The sequence below is a fragment of the Mesorhizobium sp. WSM4311 genome (genome assembly GCF_002295115.1).
Lineage (GTDB): Bacteria > Pseudomonadota > Alphaproteobacteria > Rhizobiales > Rhizobiaceae > Mesorhizobium.
The window spans coordinates 236,119-260,286 of the sequence record NZ_NSFV01000001.1 but is presented as its reverse complement, the minus strand read 5'-3'; the positions used below and the strand labels follow the sequence as shown (position 1 = coordinate 260,286).

Here is a 24,168-nt window from a genome sequence, read left to right as displayed (position 1 = left end):
TTCCTATCTGAGCTTCAGGGTGGAGAGGCCGACCAGCGCCAGGATGACGGCGATGATCCAGAACCGGATCACCACCTGGCTCTCGGTCCAGCCGAGCTTTTCGAAATGATGGTGGATCGGCGCCATCAGGAACACGCGCTTGCCGGTCATCTTGAAGTAGCCGACCTGGATGATGACCGACAAAATCTCGACCACGAACAGGCCACCGACGATGACGAGCACGATCTCGTGCTTGGTGGCGACGGCGACCGTGCCGATCAGGCCTCCCATGGCCAGCGAACCGGTGTCGCCCATGAAGATCGCCGCCGGCGGCGCGTTGAACCAGAGGAAGCCGAGGCCGGCGCCGATGACGGCGCCCAGCACGACCGCCAGTTCACCGGTGCCGGGAACGAAATGGATCTGTAGATATTCGGCGAACACCGCATTGCCTGAGAGATAGGCGATGACGCCGAACGACGCCGCCGCGATCATGATCGGCACGATCGCCAGTCCGTCGAGGCCGTCGGTCAGGTTCACCGCATTGCCGGCGCCGACGATGACGAAGCACGAGAACGGGATGAAGAACCAGCCGAGGTTGATGATGAATTCCTTGGCGAAGGGAAATGTCAGCGATGAGGAGAACGGCGCCTGGCCGTTATGCATGATCACCCAGGCGGCGATGCCGGCGATGATGAATTCGAGCCCCAGCCGCGCCTTGCCGGAGAAGCCGAGATGCGACTGCTTGGTCACCTTCAGATAGTCGTCATAGAAGCCGATCGAGCCGAAGCCCAGCGTCACCAGCAGCACCACCCAGACATAGATGCTCGACAGGTTCGCCCACAGGAGCGAAGAGCCGATGATGCCCGACAGGATCATCAGCCCGCCCATGGTCGGCGTACCCGCCTTCTTGAAATGCGTCTGCGGCCCATCGGCGCGGATCGGCTGGCCCTTGCCTTGCCGTAGCCGCAGCGAATTGATGATGGTCGGCCCGAAGATGAAGACGATCAGCGCCGAGGTGATCAGCGCCCCGCCGGTGCGGAACGTGATGTAGCGGAAGACATTGAAGACCGAGATCTTGTCCGCGAAATCGACCAGCAGTGTAAACATGCGCTTTCGTCCCCCGACTTGACCTAGGTCAGTTTGCTGGTTGTCGTTTCAGCCGGGTACTTGCCCAGCAGCGCATCGACCAGTTTTGCAAAACCGATGCCCTTCGACGATTTGATCATCACCACGTCGCCAGGCTTCAGCGCGGCAAGCAGCACCGGCTTCAATTCCTCGACGCCGGCGCGGTATTCCGTCTTGATGTCGCCCGGTAGCGCTTCCGCCAGTGCCCGCATTTGGGGGCCGCCGAGAAACACTGTCTGCGTGCCGGTGCCAACGATGAGATCGGCAAGGGCGGCATGCAGCTTGGCCGAATGCTCGCCGAGTTCCAGCATGTCGCCGAGCACGGCGATGCGGCGCCCCTCACCCGTCACCGGCGTCGCGTTGAGCAGCGCCATGGCCGCCGCCATCGAGGCCGGATTGGCGTTGTAGCTCTCGTCGATCAGCGTGATCGGGCCACCGGGGTGGCTCGAAGTCGGGCCACCGGGATGCCGCAACACATGGCGCTTGCCGCGACCGCGCTCTGCCGAGAGATCGGCCAGGGCCAGGGCCACCTTGTCGAGATCGGCGCCGACCAGTTGCGCCGCGCCCAGCACCGCCAGCACGTTCTGCACCATGTGCCGGCCGGGCGCACCGATGCGGGCGATCATGTCATGGCCGCCGATCCGAGCGGCGATGTCGGAATGGTCGGCATGCAACTCGCATTTGGTGAGCTTGAAGGTCGAGCGCGCATTCTCGCCGAAACCGTACACATGCTCGACGCCTGCCGCATGCGCCATCTTGTCGAGCAGCTTGAAGCGCGCATCGTCGCGGTTGAGGACGGCCGCACCCTCGGGCTCCAGTCCTTCGAAAATCTCGGCCTTGGCCTTGGCGATCTCGTCCAGATTGCGGAAGAAGCCGAGATGCGCCGCAGCGATCATGGTGACGATGGCGACATGCGGCCGCACCATCTTCACCAACGGCCGGATCTCGTCGGGATGGTTCATGCCGATCTCGAACACGGCATAGTCGCAATCATCGGGCATGCGCGCCAGCGTCAGCGGCACCCCCCAATGATTGTTGAAGGACTGTGCCGAGGCATGCACCTTGCCGACCGCCGACAGCACATGGCGCAGCGCTTCCTTGGTGGTGGTCTTGCCGGCCGAACCGGTCACCGCGATGATCTTGGCCTGGGAACGGGCGCGCGCCGCGACACCAAGCTTTTCCAACGCGACCAGCACATCCTCGACGACGATGATTGGCGCCGTCAGCCGGCCGAGCGACGGCAGCTTGCCTTCCGCCACCACCAGCACACCGGCGCCGGCCTTGATGGCCGCGGTGGCGAAGTCGTGGCCATCCATCGCCTCGCCCTTGATGGCGAAGAAGGCGTCACCCGGCTGCAGGCTGCGGCTGTCGATCGAAATGCCCGATATGCCCTCGGGCATAGGCCCGAGCGGCCGCCCGTCCATGGCGGCAACCAGCGCGTCGGAGGTCCACAGCAAACTCATGCGGCACGCTCCCGCAGCGCCGCGCGGACTTCCTCGTGGTCGGAGAAATGCAGGGTTTCGGAGCCGATCATCTGGCCTTCCTCATGACCCTTGCCGGCGACGATCAGCGTGTCGCCGGCATGAAGCATGCCGACAGCCTCGTGGATCGCCTTGCGCCGGTCGCCGATTTCGATGGCGCCGGGGGCAGCGGCCAGAATGGCGGCGCGGATCGTCTCGGGCACTTCCGAGCGTGGATTGTCGTCGGTGACGATGACGACATCCGCAAGCCGGGTGGCGATTTCGCCCATGATCGGCCTTTTGCCCCGGTCGCGGTCGCCGCCGCAACCGAACACGACCATGACGCGGCCGGTGGTGAACGGACGCACCGAAGCCAGCACGTTTTCCAGCGCATCGGGCTTGTGGGCGTAGTCGACATAGACCGGCGCACCGCTGGCGGTGGTGCCGACCAGGTCGAGCCGCCCCGGCGCGCCCTTCAATTTTTCCAATGCGGCCAAGGCCTTGGCGACGGGTGTTCCGGTGGAAATGGCAAGCCCTGCAGAAACCAGCGCGTTCGAAATCTGGAAATCGCCGGCCAGCGGCAAGTCGATTTCGTAAAGCACGCCCTCGGCCTCCACCTCGGCGCGCTGGCGATGGCGTTCGTGCTCGACCCGCTTCAGCGTGAGGAAATCGCCATGGCGGCCAACCGTTAGCACATTGAGCCCGGCGGCCTTCGCCGCCTGGATCGTCGGTGCCGACCACGGATCGTCGGCGAAGATGACCGCCGGCGCGCCCTTCGGCAGCAGCGTGTCGAACAGGCGCAGTTTGGCGCGATGATAATCCTCGACCGTCGGATGGTAATCCATGTGGTCGCGGCCAAGGTTGGTGAAGCCGCCGGCGGCGAGCTTCACGCCGTCGAGACGGCGCTGGTCGAGCCCATGGCTGGAGGCTTCCATCGAAGCATGGGTGACGCCGGCATCGGCCAATTCCCGCAGCAATTGGTGCAGGGCGACGGGATCTGGCGTAGTCAGCGAGCCATACTCGTTGCGGCCTGGCGCCACCACGCCGGTGGTGCCGATCGAAGCCGCGGCGTAGCCCGCCTGCTCCCAGATCTGCCTGGTGAAGGCGGCGACCGAGGTCTTGCCGCTGGTGCCGGTCACAGCCACCATGGTCTGCGGATGCTTGCCGAAAAAGCGGGAAGCACTCAATGCCAACGCCAGGCGCGGATCGTCGACCGCCAGCACAGGAACCGGCAGTTCGGCAACGGAACTGCCCTTGACTGTCACGATCGCCAGCGCGCCGCGCCTGGCCGCGTCGGCGGCATAGGCCGCGCCGTCCGCCTTGGTGCCGGCGAGCGCAAAAAAGACGACGCCCGGTTTTACCTGGCGGGAATCGGACGAAATCCCGGTAACCTCCAGATCGGCGGAAGCTGTTCCTTCGACTGGCAGGACACCGGCTAGATCTCTGAGCTTCATCGAGTTCCGTTCACCGCAATAAAATAGCGCGCAGTCGCCGGCGCGCCCTAAGAATCACTCGTAGGAAACCAACGTTGCACCATTTTCATGGCTGAAATCTGGTTTCACGCCAAGCATGGCCGCCGACCGCCTGATGATATTACCCGCTATGACCCCCGCATTCGCGGCCGCGACGTCGGTCATCCCAGGCTTTTCCGGGTGCGGGGCGTCGGCAATCGTGAACACCAGATATTGCGGATCGTCCATTGGAAATGCGGCGACAAAGGTATTGAAATTCAGGTCTTTAGAGTAGCGGCCGTTGATGACCTTCTCGGCCGTTCCGGTCTTGCCGCCAACGCGGTAGCCGGGGACTCTGGCGTTTCTGGCCGAGCCCTTCTCGGCATTGAGCGAATAGAGGTAGCGCATGCCCTCGACCGTCTTTTCGTTGACGACTTTCTTGGCAATCGCCATCGCTTCCTGCTGCGTGCGCACCAGGAAGGTCGGATTCATCAAATAGCCGCCATTCATCAGTGCCGCGCAGCCGACAGCCGCCTGGAGCGGGGTCGTCGATACGCCATGGCCGAAGGCGATGGTGAACGAATTGACCTGTTTCCAGACCTTCGGTTCGGTCGGGCGGGCGACTTCCGGCAGTTCGGTCTGCATCCTTTCCAGGATGCCAAGGCGATGCAGGAATTCCCGGTGCCCTTCGATGCCCACCAGTTCGGCCTCTCTGGCCGAGCCGATGTTGGACGAATAGAGGAACACCTCCGGCAAGGACAGCACACGGTTCTTGCCGTGGAAATCGTGAATGGCCTGATGGCCGACCCGGATCGGATGCGACGCGTCGAAACGACTGTTCATCGTCGCCTTGCCGGAATCGAGCGCCATGGCCGAGGTGAAGCTCTTGAAGGTCGAGCCCATCTCATAGAGGCCCGCCGACATCCGGTTCAGCCGATCCTTTTCCTGCGCATTGTAAGGATTGTTCGGATCGAAATCCGGCACCGAGGCCATGGCCACCACTTCGCCGGTCTTGACGTTGAGCACGACGGCGCCGGCGCCGAGCGCGCGATAGCGCTCCAGGCCGGCGGCAATCTCGTCGCGCACAACATGCTGGACGCGCAGATCGATCGACAGCTTCACCGGCTTGAGATCCTTGGCCACCGCCAGGCCCGACGCCTGCAGGTCGCTCAGGCCCTGCTCGTCGATATATTTCTCCATGCCGGAGATGCCCTGGTTGTCGATGTTGGTCAGGCCGACAATGTAGGACGAGGTTTCGCCGCTCGGATAGAAACGGCGCTTCTCCGTGCGGAAGCCGAAACCGGGAATGCCGAGCTGCATGATGTCGGCCTGCTGCTTGGGCGTCAGCTGCCGCTGCAGCCAGACGAAGCCGGCGCCGCTCTTGAGCTTGTGGTAGGTCTGCTCGTAATCGATCTCGGGCAGCACCGTCGACAGCTTCTCGATGGCCTCGTCGGCGTCGACGATGCGGCGCGGCTCGGCGAACAGCGACGCCGTCTTGATGTCGGTCGCCAGCACTTCGCCATTGCGGTCGACAATGTCGGGCCGCGAGGCGGTGATCCGGCTCTGCGGCCCCCCCGACAGGTCAGGCGTCTGGAAGCCGAGATAGACCAATCGCCCTGAAATGGTCGAGAAGATGCCGAAGAACACCGCCATCGTCATCACGATGCGCGCCTTGCCCTTGCCGCCGGTCGCCTTGCGTGCGCCCTCGACGACGATCGATCCGTCTTCACCCGTCCTTGCGCGACGCTTCAGCAGTTTGCCGATCATTGGGCGATGCCTCCAGTCACGACGGGATCCTTGCCGTCCGCAGGCGCCTTGTCGGAATTGTCGGCCATGCCGCCCTGGCGTCCGTTCAGAATGTCCTGGATGTCCAGGGCCTTGGCCGGCAGGTCGCCCAAGCCGACGATCTGGCGGGCGCTGACCGGTTCGAGTGCGAGCTGCGACTTGTAGAGTTCGGCGAGCTTCTGCAGCCGCGACGGCTGCGTGAGCAGGCTCCAGTCCGCCTTGAGCAGGTCGATCGTCTCCTCCTCATAGCGTATCTGGTTGTGGATCTTCTGCACCGCCGCCAACTGATCCTCGGCCTCGCGCTTGGTCTTGTAGGTCAGGGCCGCCGCCGAAACCATGACGGCGATCAGGACAATGTCGCTGGTACGGAACACGTGCTTACCTCTCCCCCGGCCGATCGATGCCGGGAAGCTTTGGAAGGCCGAAAATCGAAAAATCGCCGGCGCGCGCCGGCGCCTCGGTGCGGATCGCAGCGCGCAGCCTGGCCGAGCGGGCGCGCGGATTGGCAGCGACCTCGGCATCATCAGCCGTCACGCCGCCACCGGCCTTGCGGAAGGTCGCCGTGCGCGCATGCGCCTCGGGCAGGTGACGTGATCCCGTGGCGACGTCGGCACGGTCGGCGATGAAGCGCTTGACGATGCGGTCTTCCAGCGAATGGAACGTCACCACGGCCAGACGCCCGCCGGGCTTCAATGCGCGTTCGGCCGCGAATAACGCCTTGGCCAGTTCACCGAGTTCGTCATTGACGAAGATGCGCAGCGCCTGGAAGACGCGGGTCGCCGGGTGGATCTTGTCCTTCGGCGCGCGGCCGATATGCGTTTCGATGGCGTCGGCCAGTTCCAGCGTGCGCTCGAATGGCTTCTTTTCGCGGCGCGCCTCGATCATGCGGGCGATGCGGCCGGCGTGACGCTCCTCGCCGAGGAAGCCGAAGATGCGGGCAAGGTCGCCCGGCTTGAAGCTGTTGACGACGTCGGCCGCACTCAGGCCCGCCTGCGCCATGCGCATGTCGAGCGGCCCGTCGAAGCGGAAGGAAAAGCCGCGCTCGGCCTGGTCGAGCTGCATGGAGGACACGCCAATGTCGAGCACGACGCCGTCGGCGCTTTCGACATGCTCGTCCAGCGTCGAGAACGGCGCCTGCACCAGCCTCAGCCGGCCGCCCGATTGCGCCTCGAGATCGCGCCCGGCGGCGATCGCGTCGGGATCGCGGTCGATGGCGACGACGGAAGCGCCGGTCGCCAGAATGGCCTTGGTGTAGCCGCCGGCGCCGAACGTGCCGTCGATGATGATGTCGCCCTCCGCCGGCGCCAGTGCCTCGAGCACTTCGGCAAGGAGAACCGGAATGTGGCGGACCGATCCGCCAACGGCGTGGACGTCATCGCCGTGGCCCGCCGTCATTCCGGTCGCTCCCCAGGCTTCGTCCCCTGCCGAAGCAGCAAAAGCCTGGCCCGTGCCTGCGCCCCATAGGCCGCAAGCCGTCCCGGCTCCCAGATCTGAAAGAAATTGCCGCGCCCGACAAAGGCCACCTCCGCCGAGATGCCGGTATGCTCGCGAATGAAATCGCTCATCGTGATGCGGCCGTCCTGGTCGAGTTTCAGGAATGCTCCGTCGCCATGGCAGAAGAACGACATGTCGTCCGCCGTCTGCAGAAAGGGATCCTCCTGCGCGATGCGCTGCTCGTAGCGGTCGAGCAGGTCGAGCCCGCCGACATCCATCGCCGGCAGGTCCAGACAGCGCAATGCATAGAGTTCCGAATAGCCGCGCTTCTGCACGACGGCGCGGAAATGCGCCGGAACGGACACCCGCCCCTTCGCATCGATCCTGCTCACCGTGTTCGACAGAAACCGGTCCATTAAACGCTACGGCCGCTTGCGCCGCCGCACCCCTCTTCATCGTCTCGCACGCGCCGCCGCTGCGCGTTCCCTGCCCCGTATCAGCCTCGCCCGCACGGGCAAAAACCGGCAAACGCGCAGCCGCCGCGGCTGCCCGACTGGCGTACGCTTTACCCTGACGCGGAACGAAGGCTGTGATGTCTTGATGGGATATCATGGGGCACTATGGGCGTCAACGGGAATAGGCTTCATAAACACGCGCATCGCGACCAATCCGAGCAGCCGTTACGGCACGTCCCGTCTTTATGATCCATTAAGCCTAACGAAGCGTTTAGAGCCCGCTGGCCCAAAAGACCTGGCTTGCCGCCGATCACCCGCGCGCATAGCGTCGAGCGACGTCTTCCGCCCAAAAACAAGGATCGAGTTCATGTCCGAGACGGCAAAGTCACGCGCCGCCGAACTTTCTCATTTGCGCAGCCGCGATTTCGCCAGTGGCGATCCGATCCCCTTGCCGCTGACCATGGCGTCGATCTTTCACACGCCGGGTGTAGAGACCGGGTTCGATCAATATGGCCGCTACGACAATCCAACCTGGCGCGCCGTGGAACATGTGCTCGGCCATTTGGAAGATGCGCAATGCGTGAGTTTTCCCTCTGGAATGGGCGCGATTTCGTCGGTGTTTTTCGCGCTCCTGAAATCAGGCGATCGCGTGCTCCTGCCGGCGGACGGCTATCATGCGACGCGCGCGATGGCCGAACGCTTCCTGAAGCCGCTCGGCATCACCTGCGACACCAGGCCGACGCCAACCTTCCTTGACGGCGGCTTCAAAGGCTATTCGCTGGTCTTCGTGGAAACCCCGTCCAATCCGCGGCTGGACATCTGCGATATCTCGGCGATTGCCAAGGCTGTCCACGAACAAGGCGGGGTCCTTGTCATCGACAACACGACGATGACGCCATTCGGCCAGCGTCCGCTCGACTTCGGCGCCGATGTCGTCGTCTCCGCCGACACCAAGGCGGTCAACGGCCATTCGGACGTGCTGTTCGGCCACGTCGCCAGCCGCGACGCCGACATCATCACCAAGGTGACGGACTGGCGGGCAATGGCCGGCGGCATTCCCGGGCCGTTCGAGGCATGGCTGGTGCATCGCGGCCTCGAAACACTGGAAGTGCGCTTCGACCGCATGTGCTCGTCCGCCGAAACGATCGCGCAGCGGCTGAGGGAACATCGCGCGGTGCGTGGCCTGCGTTTTCCCGGCCTGAACGGCGACCCGTCGCACAACCTCGCCCGCGCCCAGATGGAGCGCTTCGGCTTCCTCATCTCGTTCGACCTCGCCTCGGAGGACAAGGCCGAGGATTTCATCAACAATTGCCCATTGATAGAGGCCGCGACCTCCTTCGGCGGCGTCCACACTTCGGCCGAGCGGCGCTCGAAGCGAGGTGATGCGGTGCCGCCCGGCTTTGTGCGCCTCTCGATCGGCTGCGAACCGGTGGAAGAACTCTGGAAGGCCATCGAGACGTCGCTGGACAGGATCAGCACCTGACAGGCCGATCACGAACCGAGGTCGTCGGCCTCGATGTTGCGATGGCCGTGCAGCACGCGAAGAATTTCGATCGCGTCGCCGACGCGATACAGAGTGAGATACTCGCCGACGACCAGATGACGGATGCCAGGCCCAATGTCGTCACGTGGCGCGCCTGAGGAGGGAAAGGAAGCCAGTTGCTGCCACCGCGCCTCGAAGCGGTCGAGCAGCCGATCGGCTGCGGCCTCGTTGTCGCGCGCAACATGAAGCCAGATCGCGATCAGATCGTCTTCCGTGCGTTCTGGACGATGGGCAGAAAATTCATGCCGCGTCGTCAGATCGCAAGCGTCTCCGTGCCTCGGCCTTGATTTCATCCATCGATGCAAATCGTCCCGGCCCGCTGTCGATCCCTTCCTGCACCAACTTGCGTAGTTCCTCGATCGTATAGCCGAAGAGATCGCGACGGTCCTTCCACTGCCGCAGCGCATCGCGGATGACCTCGCTCGCCGAGGCATATTCGCCGGCGGCGACCACGTCGTCCACCGCTTGCGCCAGTTCCGGCGAGAGCGTGATGCTGCGCTTGTCGACCTGTCCCATGATAGGGCTCCCGATATCGTTCTCGGACCACAGTAGGATTTAATCGCACCAGCTTCAAGTGAGGCCGAGCTGGGTTCTTGTAGGCGAATAGCCGAAAAGACTTGAATCGACAGGCGCGCCCGAGGGCGCAACCTGCTGATCTCAAAGGACTTCTCTTCGAGGACGAAACTGCCAGCTGGCCTGTAAGCCGGGTTCTGTATGGCCCTCGCCCCTTGCGGGACGAGAACGTGGCGACCATTCATCTTGGGCGCATGTTGCCATGCGCCTCACGCAACCTACCCGGACGGTGAGCCGGAAACAGCCCTCGAGGGTTTCCCCTCGCACCGCCCCTATTCGGTTTTGCTCCCGGTGGGGTTTACCGTGCCGCTCCTGTTGCCAGTCGCGCGGTGGGCTCTTACCCCACCCTTTCACCCTTACCCCGACAAAGTCGTGGCGGTTTGCTTTCTGTGGCACTTTCCCTGGGGTCGCCCCCGCCGGCCATTAACCGGCACCGTGTCTCCATGGAGCCCGGACTTTCCTCACTCGCGGCCTTTCGGCGTTTGCGAGTGCGGCCGCCCAGCCAGCTGGCAAGGCGTATAAAGGGGTTCAGCCGGGAAAACGCAAATGAAAAAGCCGGCTTGTCCGCCGGCTCTCGCAACTTGCTATCAGAGCGCGGCCATCTGAACCTTGACCTTGCTGCAATAGGCGGCCGAGATCGGGTTCATCCGCGTCGCGGCATGGCCGGCATTGTATTTCAGGATCGTGCCACAGGTCGTGCCACCGCCAAGGTTCTGCGCCAGAGCGAGATACTTCATGCCGTATTTGATGTTGGTGTCGGGATCGAACAGGCCCTTGGCCGAACCGTTGTAGCCCATCATCCGCGCCGTCGCCGGCTTGATCTGCATCAGGCCGATCTCGCCGGCGCTGCCGACCATGTTCGGCCGGTAGTTGCTCTCGATCGTGATGACGGCGTTGGCCAGCGACACCGGAACGCCGTAGCTTGCCGCATAGCGGGCAACGATCGCGGAATACTGGCCGCTGCTGGCCACTGCCGCCGTCGACGCAGCGACGTTCCTGAGACCGATCGATGCCGTTGTCGTCATGTCGACGGTCTTGCGGCCACGCGTCGTCCGTCTTTTGGCGGAGGATTTCTTCGCCTTGGTCGAGCTGGCTTTTTCCACCTTGGCGGAAGCCTGCTTCGCCGTTGCCTTCAGGCTGCTGCTGCTTTTGGCTGAAGTGGCCTTGCCCTTGGTCACCGCGACGAGCCCCTGATCGGCCCGGGGGCTCCATGTCGCGGCATCGGCCGCGCTGAAGGCAAAAGTCACTACGCCGGCAGCAAGAGCTGCCGTTACAACGGTCAATTTCTGCATGTGATCCTGTTCTGTCTGGACCACGCGAAGATATTCACGTGGCACTGCTTGATTAATAGCGGAACATCCGGGGGCTGGAGATCCGACAAACTGTACGAATTGCCCTTTGAGGCCCGAATTGGCGCCAATGAAGGCGGGGCAAGTCACTTTGAGTGACAGTTTGTAACCTTACAGGGAAAAAGACTACTTGGGCGGCGCCTTGCCCCCGCGTTATCCGCTCACCGAGGCAAGCAACTTCTGCAGCGTGCGCATGGTCGAGCCATCGGCCAGCCCGTCGACCAGACGGGGTCGAAAATGCCGTTGGAACGCCTCGACGACAATCCGCGTCTGATGGTCGAAAACACCCGATATCTCGACGCCATAGCCATAGAGCGTCAGCATAGACTGCAACGCCTCGACATCGGTGCCGCTGTCGCCGGGCTTCAGCGCGGTTCCGCGCCTGATGGGTGCGGCCGGCACGAGATGACCGACGCCGGCCATGAACAGGGCGGCCCACGGGAACTTCTCGCCAGGATCGATCTTACGGCCCGGTGCCACGTCGGAATGCGCCAGCACCCGCATGGCGGGGATCGCATGCCGCGCGGTAATTCCCTTGCACAGGCCGATCACCGCCTCGATCTGGCGCCGGGGAAACCCGGCATAGCCCAGCGAATGGCCAGGATTGACGATCTCGATGCCCACCGAGCAGGAATTGATATCGGTGCGTCCGAACCAGGAACTCTTGCCGGCGTGCCAGGCGCGGTCGCTTTCCCGGACCATCTGCACGATGTGGCCGTTCTCATGCACGAGATAGTGCGATGAAACCTCGCTCGCCGGATCGCATAGCCAGGCTTCCGCCCCGGCACCGGTCGCCATGCCGGTGTAGTGCAGCACGATCATGTCGGGTTTCAGCGCATCACGCCTTGGCCCAAAATTCGGCGATACCCTGACCTCGGCGCTCGGCTCGTCGGGCAGGAAGCCGCTCATGCGTGCCGCAGGCCCCGCTCGATCATTTCATAGGCGGCGTTGATCGCCGCGACCCTGGTGGTGGCGATCTTGATGAATTCCTGCGGCAGGCCACGCGCGATCAGCCGGTCGGGATGGTTGTCTGAGACCAGCTTGCGGTAGCGCTTCCTGACCTCCTCGAACGGCCGGCCGCGCTCGATGCCGAGCACGACATAGGGATCGCCGGCGCCAAGATTGACGTGCCGGGCGAGGATCGACTCGTAATGCGCCTCTTCGATGCGGAAGATCTCGGCGATACGGTGCAGGAAGATGCCTTCGCGTTCATGCACCAGCCCATCGGCCTTGGCGATGTGGAACAGGCCGTCGAGTATGTCTTCCAGCATCACGCAATTGGAATGTCCCGAACCGCACAATTGCGCCATGCGCTCGGCATAGGTTTCGAAACCAGCCACGTCCCGCTGGGCGAGATCGAACAGCCGCGCGACATTGCGCGTCTCCTTGGGTGGCACTTCGAATATTTCCTGGAAGGCGCGCACCTCATCCTGGGTGACGATGCCGTCTGCCTTGGCCATCTTGGCCGAGAGCGCGATCATCGCCACGGAAAAGGCTACGCGGCGGCGCAGGTCCGCATCGCCGGAAAAAACCGTGCGCACGGCCTCCACCACATCGGCAACGCCCGACGAGGCTGAAGACGATACCCGCGTGATGAAGTCGCCGAGGCGGTCCCAAATCGACATGGCCGCTTCTTAGAGCGAACCGGTCCATGCTATCAAGCCAATAACGGGGTTGTGAACGACAGCCACCCCGACAGATCGATGGATCGGCCCGCGAAAAAGGCCGGCATCATGCCGGCCTTCCTCCCAAGACACGCTTACTGCTTACTCACCTACAAGCTACTGCGCAGGCGCAGGAGCAGGCGTTGCCGGAGCCGGCTCGGCGGGCTTGGTCGAATTATCGGCCGGAGCCGCGGGCTTCATCGGCTGCTCAGCAGCAGGCGGATTGGTGCTCTGCGTGGTGGTGGTGTCAGTGCCCTTGCCGCTGTCGCTGCAGGCCGCGACGCCCAGCAGGGCAAGGGCGGACACGGAAGCCAGAATGAGCTTTTTCATAATATCTCTCCTTCAACACACGCTCACGTTGCGGTGAACGGTCGCAGAGGAAATGCGCGACACGGTCATGAGTTTCGTAACGTTGCGTTTCCGCGTGTAACATCAACGGGATGCGTTGCCGCCGATGCATTGGCGCATTAACAACGAAAGCTGACAACGAAAAATACCGGAGACAGCCGCCATGGCCGCGAAGTGGGATTTCTGGATCGACCGGGGCGGCACCTTCACGGATGTCATCGGCCGCGATCCGCAAGCGGGGCTGCATCCGCGCAAGCTTCTGTCGGAGAATCCCGAAGCCTATGCCGATGCGGCGATCCAGGGCATCCGCGACCTGCTCGGCGTTGACCCGGGCGCCGCGATCCCGTCCGGGCTGATCGGCGACATCAAGATGGGCACCACGGTCGCCACCAACGCGCTCCTGGAGCGCAAGGGCGACCGCGTGCTCCTGCTCATCACCAAGGGCTTTCGCGATGCGCTTAGGATCGCCTACCAGGCGCGGCCCGACATCTTTGCCAAGGAGATCATCCTTCCCGAGCAGCTCTATGAGCGCGTCATCGAGATCGACGAGCGCGTGCTCGCCGATGGCCGCGTCGAACAACTGCTCGACATCGCCGCTTGCCGGCCCGCGATCGAGCAGGCGAAGGCCGACGGCATCGATGCCGTCGCCATCGTCTTCATGCATGCCTGGAAATACCCCGATCACGAGAAGGCGGTGGCAAAGGTCTGCCGCAAGATCGGCTTCGCCCAAGTCTCGGTCAGCCATGAGGTCTCGCCGCTGATCAAGCTGGTCGGCCGCGGCGACACCACCGTGGTCGACGCCTATCTCTCGCCCATTCTGTCACGCTATGTGCAAAGGGTGGCGGGAGAACTGGGCGCGGCGAGAGATGGCGACCAGTCCCCTCGCCTGATGTTCATGATGTCGTCGGGCGGCCTCACCGCCGCCGACATGTTCCAGGGCAAGGACGCACTGCTGTCGGGTCCGGCCGGCGGCGTCGTCGGCATGGTCGAGACGGCCAAGCTCGCGGGCTTCGAAAAAGCCATCGGCTTCGACATGGGCGGCACCTCCACTGACGTTGCCCATTACGATGGCGAGTACGAGCGCGCTTTCGATACCGAAGTCGCCGGCGTGCGTGTCCGCGCGCCGATGATGCGTATCCACACCGTCGCCGCCGGCGGCGGGTCGGTCCTGCATTACGAGGCTGGCCGTTTTCGCGCCGGGCCCGATTCAGCGGGCGCCAATCCCGGACCCGCCGCCTACCGGCGCGGCGGTCCGCTCGCCGTCACCGACGCCAATGTCATGCTCGGCAAATTGCAGCCGGACTTTTTCCCTGCGATCTTCGGCCCCGGCCAGGACCAGCCGCTCGACGTCGAGAGCGTGCGCGCAAAATTCGCGGCCCTGGCCTCCCAGATCGGTGACCGCCGCTCGCCGGAAGCGGTTGCCGAGGGCTTCGTCACCATCGCCGTCGAGAACATGGCCAACGCCATCAAGAAGATTTCCGTCCAGCGCGGCTACGACGTCACCGAATATCTCTTGAACTGCTTCGGCGGCGCCGGCGGCCAGCACGCATGCCTGGTCGCCGATGCGCTCGGCATGGAAGCGGTGCTGATCCACCCCTTCTCCGGCCTGCTTTCGGCCTATGGGATCGGCCTGGCGTCGGTCTTTGCCTCGCGCCAGCAGGCATTGCTCAAACCGCTTGCCGAGGAGTCCCGAACCGAGATCGCCAGCCTCATCGCCACCTTGAAAAAGACGGTGATCGCCGAATTGGCCGTGCAAGGCATCGCCGAGGACGCGGTGGCCGCCAAGCCCGTGCTGCACATCCGCTATGACGGCACCGACACGACGCTGCCGGTGAATTTCGAAAGCGACTCGATTTTCCAGGCAAGGCGCGACTTCGAAATCGCCCACAAGGCGCAATTCGGTTTCGTCTATGACGACAAGCCGATGATCGTCGAGACGGTTGGCGTCGAGGCCAGCGAAATCGGCGAGAGCAGCGCCGAGGCCTATGCGCCCGCCGGGCCCGCACGGATTGAAGCCGGCGCTTCCGGAACGCGGCGCATCTACACCGAAGGCCGGTGGCATGAAGCCGGCATCCATCGTCGCGAGAACCTGCGCCCATCCAATCTGGTCGCCGGCCCCGCTCTTATCATCGAACCGAACCAGACCATTGTCGTCGAACCGGGCTGGCGGGCCGAAATCACCAACCTCAACCATGTCGTGATCCGCCGCACGGCAAGGAAGGCGCGCGCCGCCGCCCTTGGCACCGACGCCGATCCGGTGATGCTCGAAGTCTTCAACAACCTGTTCATGTCGATCGCGGAGCAGATGGGTGTCACGCTGCAGAACACCGCCTACTCCGTCAACATCAAGGAAAGGCTGGATTTCTCCTGCGCCGTCTTCGACCATACAGGGGCGCTGGTCGCCAACGCGCCGCACATGCCGGTGCATCTGGGCTCGATGGACCGCTCGGTCGAAACCATCATCCGGCTGAACGCCGGCGACGTCCACCCAGGCGACGTCTTTGCCTTGAACGCACCGTACAATGGCGGCACGCATCTGCCCGACATTACCGTGGTGACGCCAGTGTTCGACGACGCCCAGAAAGAGATCCTGTTCTGGGCGGCCTCGCGCGGCCACCACGCCGATATAGGCGGCACCGCCCCCGGCTCGATGACGCCGCTCGCCACCACGGTCGACGAGGAAGGCGTGCTGTTCGACAATTTCCGCATCGTCGACCGCGGCAAATTCCGCGAAAAAGAGCTGCATGCGCTGCTCACCGACCATCGTTACCCGGCCCGCAACCCGCACCAGAACATTGCCGACCTCAAGGCGCAGATCGCCGCCAATGAGAAAGGCGTCGCCGAACTGCGCAAGATGGTCGCGCATTTCGGCCTCGATGTCGTCGAGGCCTATATGGGCCACGTCCAGGACAATGCGGCCGAGAGCGTGCGGCGGGTGATCGAGCGGCTGCCCGATACATCGGCCTATGAATATCCCACCGACACCGGCCAGGTGATCAAGGTGAAGATATCGGTCGACCGGCAAAAGCGCGAAGCGACGGTCGACTTCACCGGCACATCGCCCGTCATGAAGAACAATTTCAACGCGCCGGAGCCGGTGGCCCGCGCCGCGGTCCTCTATGCCTTCCGTGTCATGGTCGAGGATATGATCCCGATGAATGCCGGATGTCTGCGGCCCATCAACATCGTCATTCCCGACGGCTGCATGCTGAAGCCCGCCTACCCCGCCGCCGTCGTCGCCGGCAATGTCGAGACCTCGCAGCACGTCACCAACGCGCTGTTCGGCGCCATGGGCACCATGGCCAATGCGCAGGGGACGATGAACAACCTTACCTTCGGCAACAAGAAGTACCAGTACTACGAGACGATCTGCTCCGGCTCGCCGGCCGGCCATATGAACTCCGGCCGCGGCTTTGCCGGCACTTCCGGGGTGCACACCCACATGACCAATTCGCGCCTCACCGATCCTGAAGTGCTGGAACTGCGCTTTCCCGTGGTGCTGGAGGATTTCCACATCCGTAAGGGATCGGGCGGCAAGGGCAAATGGAGCGCCGGTGACGGCACCAAACGCAGCATCCGCTTTCTCGAGAAGATGGAATGCGCGATCCTGTCCTCGCACCGCAACCGCCCGCCTCAGGGGCTGGACGGCGGCGGCGACGGCGAGGTCGGCTCGACCAAGATCCGCCGTAAGGACGGCACGATCGACATGCTGAAGGCCTGCGACCAGACCGTGCTCGAGGACGGCGATGCCGTTATTTTGATCACGCCGACGCCGGGCGGGTTTGGACCCGCCTGAGGGAGCTTCGAGAATTCGCTGCGGCGAGTCAGGTGACGTGGCTTTCGAGAACCGGAGCGGAGCGGACGTCGGAGTCCGCGAGCACCCGAAGCGCGGAAGGCCGCGTCAGATGGCCGCCGCAGTAGAATTATCGATGCCTCCGGCTGTCACCGGCCTGTCATGACCCTGGGTTACCCGCTTGCGGCAAAGCAAATGGGGAATCACTTTGTCATGACGGACGTATCCTCGGATCTGGTTTTTCGCCGCGGCAAGGAAGTTGGAAAAGCCGTCTACCAGAACCGCGCGCTTTCGAAAGCCGGCATCTCCGAGCGGCTGTTCGCCTTCCTGTTTTCCGGCCTCGTCTATCCGCAGATCTGGGAAGACCCCGATGTCGACATGGAGGCTATGCAGCTTGGCCAGGGCCATCGCATCGTCACAATCGCTTCCGGCGGCTGCAACATCCTGGCCTACCTCACCCGATCGCCGGCACGGATCGACGCCGTCGACCTCAATGCCGCCCACATCGCGCTGAACCGCATGAAGCTGGAGGCGGTGCGCCGCCTGCCCTCGCAGGGCGACCTGTTCCGCTTCTTCGGCGCCGCCGACACCAGCCACAATTCGCAAGCCTATGACCGTTTCATCGCGCCGCATCTCGATCCGGTCAGCCGCCACTATTGGGAACGCCGCAACTGGCGTGGTCGCCGTCGCATCGGTGTTTTCGACCGCAATTTCTACCAGACCGGCCTGCTCGGCCTGTTCATCGCCATGGGCCATCGCACGGCAAAGTTCTTCGGCGTCAACCCGGCCCGCATGATGGAAGCCAGGAACCTCGGCGAGCAGCGCCGCTTCTTCAACGAGGAACTGGCGCCCGTCTTCGACAGAAAGCTTTTGAAATGGGCGACCTCGCGCAAGGCTTCGCTATTCGGCCTCGGCATTCCGCCGGCGCAATATGATTCCCTGATCACATCAGGCGACGGCACCATGGCCAGCGTGCTCAAGGCTCGGCTGGAGAAGCTCGCCTGCGATTTTCCCCTGGAAAACAACTACTTCGCCTGGCAGGCCTTTGCCCGCCGCTATCCCGAGCCCGGCGAGGCCGCCCTGCCGGCCTATCTGGAAAAGCAGAATTACGAGACCATCCGCGGCAATGTCGACCGCGTCGCCATCCACCATGCCAATCTGATCGAGTTCCTGGCCGGCAAGGATGCGGGTGCCGTCGATCGCTTCATCCTGCTCGATGCGCAGGACTGGATGACCGATGACCAGCTCAACGCGCTGTGGTCGGAAATCAGCCGCACCGCCTCCGCTGGCGCCCGCGTCATCTTCCGCACCGCAGCCGAGCCCAGCCTGCTGCCGGGCCGCGTCTCAACCTCGCTGCTGGACCAGTGGGACTATCAGGACGAGGCCTCGCGCGAATTCTCGGCCCGCGACCGCTCCGCCATCTATGGCGGCTTCCACCTCTATGTGAAGCGCGCCGCATGAGCACGACCGAGCTGCCGGCCAGCCCCGAATTCAAGGCCAATCATGCCGAGCTGATGGATGGCGTCTACCGCTGGCAGCGCCACATCTACGACCTGACCCGCAAATACTACCTGCTCGGCCGCGACCGGCTGATCGATGGGCTTGAGGTGCCGCAAGGCGGCACCGTGCTGGAACTCGGCTGCGGCACCGGCCGCAACATCATCCTCGCCGCCCGCCGCTACCCCGATGCCCGCTTCTTCGGCCTCGATATTTCGGCCGAGATGCTGGAGACGGCCGGCAAGGCGATCGACCGCGAAGGCATGTCAGGCCGCGTCACGCTGGCACGAGGCGACGCCACCGATTTCGACACCGCCGCACTTTACGGCATCGAGCGCTTCGACCGTGTCTTCGTCTCCTATTCGCTGTCGATGATTCCTGGTTGGGAGAAGACGGTGTCGGCGGCTCTTGCGGCACTATCCCCCGGCGGCTCCCTGCATGTCGTCGATTTCGGCCAGCAGGAGGGCTTGCCGGCTTGGTTCCGGACCTTGCTGCGCGGCTGGTTGAAAAAATTCCACGTCACGCCGCGTGAATCCCTGCGCGAAGTCCTGGAATCGGAATCTCGGCAAGCCGGCGCAACCTTCCGTTTCCGCACGCTTTATCGCGGTTATGCCTGGCTGGGCGTGATTGGACCGCACAACCTCACCTCCCCCTCGATGGAGGAGGTCGCGCCGAAGGCGCGGGTGGGGGTGGAGCGCTAGGCAGCCCACCCCGGCGCTGCGCGCCGACCTCCCCATCAAGGGTAAAAGGTCCTAATGCAGGGCCTTCATCAGCGCCCCCACCATCGTCTGCGGACGATAGCCGAGCTTGGCCGGCGTCAGCCCCAGCCGCACGATCACCAGCTGCTCCGAGGGAATGATGGCGACGGTCTGGCCGTCGTGCCCTTCCATCCAGTAGGTGTCCTTGGGCAGGCCGGCCGCGACGCCGGCGCCGGGATTTTCCTCATCGCCCGGCGCCTCGATCCACAACTGGCCCTTGCCGTAGACTTTCGAGGCAGGCGCCGGCTCGCGCATCCAGTCGACGAAGCCGGCCGGCAGCACCTGGTTGCCGTTCCACACCCCACCCTGCAGCAGGAACTGGCCGAAGCGGGCCCAGTCATGCGCCGTGGCGTAGAGATAGGACGAGCCGACGAACGTGCCCTGCTCGTCGGTTTCGAGCACCGCGCTGTGCATGCCGAGCGGCCCGAACAATGCGCTGCGCGGCCATGTCAGCGCCTTGGCCTTGTCGCCGATCGCGTCCTGCCAGAGCCGCGACAGCATCACCGCCGTGCCGCTCGAATAGGTGAACACCTTGCCGACCTCGCCTGCCAGCGGCTTTGATTCGGCAAAGCCCGCCATGTCGGGCTCGAGATAGAGCATGCGCGTGACATCGGCGACGTCGCCATAGTCCTCGTTGAATTCCAGCCCGCTCGACATCGCCATCATGTCGGCAAGGCTGATAGCGGCGCGGCCGTCCGCCTTCCACGGCGCGAACAGGCCCTTGTTGTCGACGGCCATCTTGCCGTCCTTGACCAGCGTGCCGACGATCGCGGCGTTCACCGTCTTGGTCATCGACCAGCCGAGCAGCGGCGTCTTGGCCGAAAAGCCGTCGCCATAGCGCTCAGCGACGACGCGGCCGTTCTTGACCACGACCACCGCGCGCATGCCTGCCCCGGTCAGCGCCGCATCGTCGAGCAGCTTGGCAATCACCGGATCCTGCGATGCCTCGACCCGCTCGCCTTCGGGCCACAGCGTATCCAGGCTGGTTGCCGAAGGCTCGACATGGACCGTCGTGCGCCGCGCCTTGCCGACATCGCCGTCAGGGATCGAGGCGCAGCCCAGCCCATCGCGGGAAACCGCCTCGCTCTTGCCGAGGAAGCCCAGCAGGCCCGCCGAAACCGTTCCCCGGTTCTTGTCGACCGAGACCCGCATCAGCCGCAACAGCGGGTGGCCGGGCGCCTGCACGTCGACGGCAAGCACTTCGTTGGCATCGCGCCCGGCAATGAAGACGTTGGAGCAGACGATCTTGGCCGAATAGCCGGAACCGACACGGATCAGTTCGGGCGGCGCGATGTAGAGCCAGCCAAACAGCCCGGCGACCGCCAGAACGATCAGTCCAAGCAGCCATTTGACGATCTTGACGACGAACCGCATCTGCTTCCTCCCGGGCTTTCGCCCGACCCTTATGTCATCGAATTGCCGCCATTGCTCCCGCAAAATCAGGGCTCTTGTCGAGCGCCGTCAACGGATTATCAACCATGATCGGCGATCACAGGATGCATGTCGCCCAAAAGCGCGCTGCGGTTTTGGGACATGCACAAAAGGGATAGACTGGGCGATGCTGTGGGGCGATCGCCCGGAGGGGGCTCGACCAATCGTCGGCCATCGGTTCACAGACCCATCAGCGACCGGCTGTTTCCGGCTTGGAAGTTGTGATGCGCCGTCTTGCGGCCCTTTTCATGCTGACGCTGCTTGGCGCCTGCTCGACCGTGGACGATCTGTCGCCGCTGTCGCCATCCGGGTCCAGCAGCCCGACGGTCGCCGTGCGTGCTCCCCGCTTCGAGGATTCCAAGCCACATGAATGGGACAGCGGCGCGCCGTGGAACTATGCCGTTCACGGCACCGACGTTTCCAAGTACCAGACCTCGGTCGACTGGCCGACAGCCAGGGCGAGCGGCATTTCCTTCGCCTTCATCAAGGCGACCGAGGGCGGCGACCGCTTCGACGAGTATTTCAACGAGCACTGGGCGCGCACGAAAGCCGCCGGCGTTCCTCGCGCGCCCTATCATTTCTTTTATTTCTGCACCCCGGCCGCCCAGCAGGCGCGCTGGTTCATCCAGAACGTTCCCGTCGACCGCTCCGCCATGCCGCCGGTTCTCGACATGGAATGGAACCCGAAATCGCCGACCTGCAGGCTGCGTCCCGACGCCGCCACGGTGCGTGCGGAGATGACCACATTCCTCCAGATCGTCGAACGGCACTACGGCAAGAAGCCGATCATCTATACCTCCGTCGACTTCTTCGACGACAACCAGTTGTCGACCTTCCGCGGCTACCCCTACTGGCTGCGCTCGGTCGCCGGCCACCCGCGCGAAAAATACGGCAGCCACCCCTTCACCTTCTGGCAGTACACCGGAACCGGCATCGTCCCCGGCATGACCGGCAAATCAGACATCAACGTCTTCAACGGCTCGGAAGCCGCCTGGAACAAGTGGCTGCGGCAGAACACCCGTTGACGTCTGGTTCAACGGACTATCGTTGAACCGGGCTCAACGGCAGCGAAACTCATGGAACAAGTGGCCGCTGCAGAACACCCGTTGACACCGGTTCAACGGCAGCGAAGCCCATGGAACAAGGGGCTGCCGCAGAAGACCCGTTGACACCGGGCCTGCCGCCTGCTTTTCGACACAGCCAGCGGTAGGGTGCAACCGCCGGTAATTCAGGGCGTTGGGCGTTCAGCCAGCACGACAATGCCCTCTTCGTTCGAAAGGAAGCTGATGCGACTGCGTTCCCAAGCCCTCGCGGCGCTATTCCTGTGCGCCACGGCCTTGCCGGCGATGGCGCAGGAATGCGGCGGCGACTTCGAAACCTGGAAACAGGGCGTGGCGGCGGAAGCCAAGGCGGCCGGTGTCGGCGCCGTCGGTCTCGATGCGCTGGAAGATGCCACCTTTGACGAGCGGGCGCTGGCGCGCGACCGCGCCCAGGGCGTCTTCACCCAGACCTTCATCGAGTTCTCCAACCGCATGATTTCGGCCTACCGGCTGAAGCAAGGCGCGGCGAACATGAAGAAATACGCCGATGTCTTCGCCCGCGCCGACCAGCAGTTTGGCGTACAGGCGCCTGTCATCACCGCCTTCTGGGCGCTGGAGACGGATTTCGGCGCCGTGCAGGGCGATTTCCATACGCTGAGCGCCCTGGTGACGCTTTCGCATGATTGCCGGCGCCCGCAGCTGTTCCGCCAGCAGCTGGTGCCGCTTCTGCAGCTCATAGATCGCGGCGTGCTGCCGGCCGACGTCAAGGGCGCATGGGCCGGCGAGATCGGCCAGACGCAGATACTGCCTTCGGACTATCTGGCCCGGGGCGTCGACGGCGACGGCGACGGCAAGATCGACCTGCGCAACAGCGTGCCCGATGTGATCATGACCACGGCCAACAAGGTGCTGTCGCGCGGCTGGAAGCGCGACGAGCCCTGGATCCAGGAAGTGCGGGTGCCCGACGAGATGCCCTGGGATCAGACCGGGCGCACCAACAAATTGCCGCTGACACAGTGGGCGCAGTGGGGCATCACCAACCCCGACGGCTCGCCGCTTGTCGACAAGGGCCTCAAGGCAGGCCTGGCGCTGCCCATGGGCCGCAAGGGCCCGGCCTTCCTCACCTATGACAATTTCGACGTCTATCTCGAATGGAACCAGTCCTTCACCTATGCGCTGACCGCGGCCAATCTCGCCGCACGGCTCGCCGGCGCGCCGCCGCTTGATCCGCGCAACCCGGAACAAGGCCTCAACAACGAGCAGATGAAGGCGCTGCAGACCAAGCTCGAGGCCCGGGGCTACGACGTCGGCACGGTCGACGGCATTCTGGGCACCAACACCCGCGAAGCGATCCGCAAGGAGCAGATGCGGCTTGGCCTGCCGGTGGACGGCTGGCCGACATCGGAGCTTTTGGCGAAGCTGTGAGGGGCCGCCAATCTTGAGGCCCTCGCTACCGGCTAGCGCCTGCTCTCCTCGCCCGCACGAAATCGATGAACGCCCGCAAGGCGGGCGGCACCTGCCGTGAACTTGGGTGGTATAGACAGAAGCCGGGAAAGCTGGGCGACCAGGCTTCCAGAAAACGGACCAGCCTGCCTTGCTCGATCCAGGGCCGAACCTGGTATTCGAACATGTAGGCAATGCCCACGCCATCCAGCACGGCATTGAGCATCAGCTCGGTATCGTTGACGGTCAGGCTGCCTTCGACCGCGATTTCCAGGACCCGTTTGCCGCGCGCGAACTCCCATCGATACAGGTTGCCGCCGTCCGGCCACTGGAATTTGATGCATTGATGCTGGTGCAGTTCCTGCGGATGACGCGGTACGGCCCGGTTCTCGAGATAGGCGGGAGCGGCCACCGCGGCCATCTGCAAATCCTCGCTCAGTTTCACCGCCACCATGTCCTTCTCCAGCCGCTCGCCGAGCCGGATTCCTGCATCGAACCGGCCTTCGACAATGTCTGCCAGCGTGTCATCGACGATGACGGTCAGCGCGATATCGGGATAGCTGCGCTGAAAGTCCCCGAGGATCGGCGCGATGAATCGCATCGCGGCGACACGCGGCACATTGATGCGTAGCGAACCCGCCGGCCGATCGCGCGCCGCATGAACATCGGCAATGGCGCTTTCCAGTTCATCAAAGGCGACGGCAAGGCGCAAAAAAAGCGCGTCGCCTGCGGCGGTCGCGGAGACACTGCGGGTCGTGCGGTTGAGGAGCCTGACGCCGATGCGCGTCTCCAACTGCCGGATAGACTGGCTGAGCGCCGGTGGCGACACGCGCAGCCTTGCGGCGGCACGGACGAAACTGCCCTCTTCGACGATGGTGGAAAATGCCTTGAGCTCGGTGAATTCGGATCCGCGCATTATGTACCCTTGGATTAACAAGCCAATCAGATAATAGGTCATTATCTGATCAATTGCATGCCGCTATCTCTCAGCCATCGGCCACATCGCAGGCAAAGCCGCCGGCCAGAATGGTTGAAGGAAA

At 63.9% G+C, this 24,168-nt stretch carries 21 protein-coding genes and 1 other RNA gene; 6 read left to right on the top strand and 16 right to left on the bottom strand.

Annotated elements, in window-relative coordinates; all coding sequences use genetic code 11:
- Positions 1–3: 3 nt before the first annotated feature.
- From mraY to mraZ, 7 genes are read right to left on the bottom strand one after another with little or no spacing between them, the layout of a single operon-like run.
- A complete protein-coding gene (gene mraY / locus CK226_RS01300; protein ID WP_010910257.1) occupies positions 4–1,086 on the bottom strand; it encodes a phospho-N-acetylmuramoyl-pentapeptide-transferase in 1,083 nt (360 codons plus the stop codon).
- Positions 1,087–1,109: 23 nt separating this feature from the next.
- On the bottom strand, positions 1,110–2,567 hold the full coding sequence (locus tag CK226_RS01295; RefSeq protein ID WP_095790807.1) for a UDP-N-acetylmuramoylalanyl-D-glutamyl-2,6-diaminopimelate--D-alanyl-D-alanine ligase: 1,458 nt from the start codon (positions 2,565–2,567) through the stop codon (positions 1,110–1,112).
- Positions 2,564–4,018, bottom strand: coding sequence for a UDP-N-acetylmuramoyl-L-alanyl-D-glutamate--2,6-diaminopimelate ligase (locus CK226_RS01290; RefSeq protein ID WP_095790806.1), 1,455 nt, complete (start codon positions 4,016–4,018; stop codon positions 2,564–2,566). Before CK226_RS01290 ends, CK226_RS01295 begins: the two co-directional genes overlap by 4 nt.
- A 54-nt stretch (positions 4,019–4,072) precedes the next feature.
- Positions 4,073–5,782, bottom strand: a complete 1,710-nt coding sequence (locus CK226_RS01285; RefSeq protein ID WP_095787740.1) for a penicillin-binding protein 2 — start codon at positions 5,780–5,782, stop codon at positions 4,073–4,075.
- The gene (locus tag CK226_RS01280; protein WP_095787739.1) at positions 5,779–6,174 is read right to left on the bottom strand and encodes a hypothetical protein; all 396 of its coding nucleotides are present in this window, start codon (positions 6,172–6,174) and stop codon (positions 5,779–5,781) included. The genes CK226_RS01285 and CK226_RS01280 overlap by 4 nt, the downstream gene beginning before the upstream one ends.
- Before the next feature lie 4 nt (positions 6,175–6,178).
- Complete coding sequence (gene rsmH / locus CK226_RS01275; protein ID WP_095790805.1) at positions 6,179–7,195, bottom strand: 16S rRNA (cytosine(1402)-N(4))-methyltransferase RsmH; 1,017 nt, start codon at positions 7,193–7,195, stop codon at positions 6,179–6,181.
- Entirely contained in the window at positions 7,192–7,650 is a 459-nt protein-coding gene (mraZ, locus tag CK226_RS01270; protein WP_095790804.1) for a division/cell wall cluster transcriptional repressor MraZ, read from the bottom strand. Before mraZ ends, rsmH begins: the two co-directional genes overlap by 4 nt.
- Before the next feature lie 406 nt (positions 7,651–8,056).
- On the opposite strand from mraZ, the gene CK226_RS01265 reads away from it, so the two are divergent.
- Positions 8,057–9,172 (top strand): cystathionine gamma-lyase, encoded by a 1,116-nt coding sequence (locus tag CK226_RS01265; RefSeq protein WP_095787736.1) that lies wholly within the window; start codon positions 8,057–8,059, stop codon positions 9,170–9,172.
- Between the two features lie 8 nt (positions 9,173–9,180).
- Here the strand turns inward: CK226_RS01265 and CK226_RS01260 are convergent, their stop codons facing one another.
- From CK226_RS01260 to CK226_RS01230, 7 genes are all read right to left on the bottom strand, one after another.
- Entirely contained in the window at positions 9,181–9,525 is a 345-nt protein-coding gene (locus tag CK226_RS01260; RefSeq protein WP_095787735.1) for a type II toxin-antitoxin system RelE/ParE family toxin, read from the bottom strand.
- Entirely contained in the window at positions 9,473–9,748 is a 276-nt protein-coding gene (locus CK226_RS01255) for a type II toxin-antitoxin system ParD family antitoxin (RefSeq protein WP_095773934.1), read from the bottom strand. Before CK226_RS01255 ends, CK226_RS01260 begins: the two co-directional genes overlap by 53 nt.
- A 167-nt stretch (positions 9,749–9,915) precedes the next feature.
- Positions 9,916–10,315, bottom strand: an RNA gene (gene rnpB / locus CK226_RS01250) — RNase P RNA component class A.
- Between the two features lie 77 nt (positions 10,316–10,392).
- A complete protein-coding gene (locus CK226_RS01245) occupies positions 10,393–11,097 on the bottom strand; it encodes a transglycosylase SLT domain-containing protein (RefSeq protein WP_095787734.1) in 705 nt (234 codons plus the stop codon).
- Between the two features lie 210 nt (positions 11,098–11,307).
- Complete coding sequence (locus CK226_RS01240) at positions 11,308–12,063, bottom strand: N-acetylmuramoyl-L-alanine amidase (protein ID WP_095773932.1); 756 nt, start codon at positions 12,061–12,063, stop codon at positions 11,308–11,310.
- Positions 12,060–12,779 (bottom strand): DnaJ family molecular chaperone, encoded by a 720-nt coding sequence (locus CK226_RS01235; protein ID WP_095773931.1) that lies wholly within the window; start codon positions 12,777–12,779, stop codon positions 12,060–12,062. Before CK226_RS01235 ends, CK226_RS01240 begins: the two co-directional genes overlap by 4 nt.
- A gap of 156 nt (positions 12,780–12,935) precedes the next feature.
- Positions 12,936–13,148 carry a hypothetical protein gene (locus CK226_RS01230; RefSeq protein ID WP_019859105.1) on the bottom strand — a complete coding sequence of 71 codons (213 nt, stop codon included), beginning with the start codon at positions 13,146–13,148 and terminating at the stop codon, positions 12,936–12,938.
- A gap of 181 nt (positions 13,149–13,329) precedes the next feature.
- On the opposite strand from CK226_RS01230, the gene CK226_RS01225 reads away from it, so the two are divergent.
- From CK226_RS01225 to CK226_RS01215, 3 genes are all read left to right on the top strand, one after another.
- Positions 13,330–16,962 carry a hydantoinase B/oxoprolinase family protein gene (locus CK226_RS01225; protein ID WP_095787733.1) on the top strand — a complete coding sequence of 1,211 codons (3,633 nt, stop codon included), beginning with the start codon at positions 13,330–13,332 and terminating at the stop codon, positions 16,960–16,962.
- A 159-nt stretch (positions 16,963–17,121) separates the two neighbouring features.
- Positions 17,122–18,420 (top strand): DUF3419 family protein, encoded by a 1,299-nt coding sequence (locus CK226_RS01220; RefSeq protein WP_095787732.1) that lies wholly within the window; start codon positions 17,122–17,124, stop codon positions 18,418–18,420.
- The gene (locus CK226_RS01215; protein WP_095773929.1) at positions 18,417–19,157 is read left to right on the top strand and encodes a class I SAM-dependent methyltransferase; all 741 of its coding nucleotides are present in this window, start codon (positions 18,417–18,419) and stop codon (positions 19,155–19,157) included. Before CK226_RS01220 ends, CK226_RS01215 begins: the two co-directional genes overlap by 4 nt.
- Before the next feature lie 51 nt (positions 19,158–19,208).
- Here the strand turns inward: CK226_RS01215 and CK226_RS01210 are convergent, their stop codons facing one another.
- On the bottom strand, positions 19,209–20,588 hold the full coding sequence (locus CK226_RS01210; protein ID WP_095790803.1) for a serine hydrolase: 1,380 nt from the start codon (positions 20,586–20,588) through the stop codon (positions 19,209–19,211).
- 281 nt (positions 20,589–20,869) lie between these two features.
- Between CK226_RS01210 and CK226_RS01205 the strand changes: the two genes are divergently transcribed.
- On the top strand, positions 20,870–21,670 hold the full coding sequence (locus CK226_RS01205) for a GH25 family lysozyme (RefSeq protein ID WP_095790802.1): 801 nt from the start codon (positions 20,870–20,872) through the stop codon (positions 21,668–21,670).
- A 261-nt stretch (positions 21,671–21,931) separates the two neighbouring features.
- A complete protein-coding gene (locus CK226_RS01200) occupies positions 21,932–23,110 on the top strand; it encodes a lytic murein transglycosylase (RefSeq protein ID WP_095787834.1) in 1,179 nt (392 codons plus the stop codon).
- Positions 23,111–23,135: 25 nt separating this feature from the next.
- Here the strand turns inward: CK226_RS01200 and CK226_RS01195 are convergent, their stop codons facing one another.
- Positions 23,136–24,044 (bottom strand): LysR family transcriptional regulator, encoded by a 909-nt coding sequence (locus CK226_RS01195; protein WP_095790801.1) that lies wholly within the window; start codon positions 24,042–24,044, stop codon positions 23,136–23,138.
- Positions 24,045–24,168: the final 124 nt, after the last annotated feature.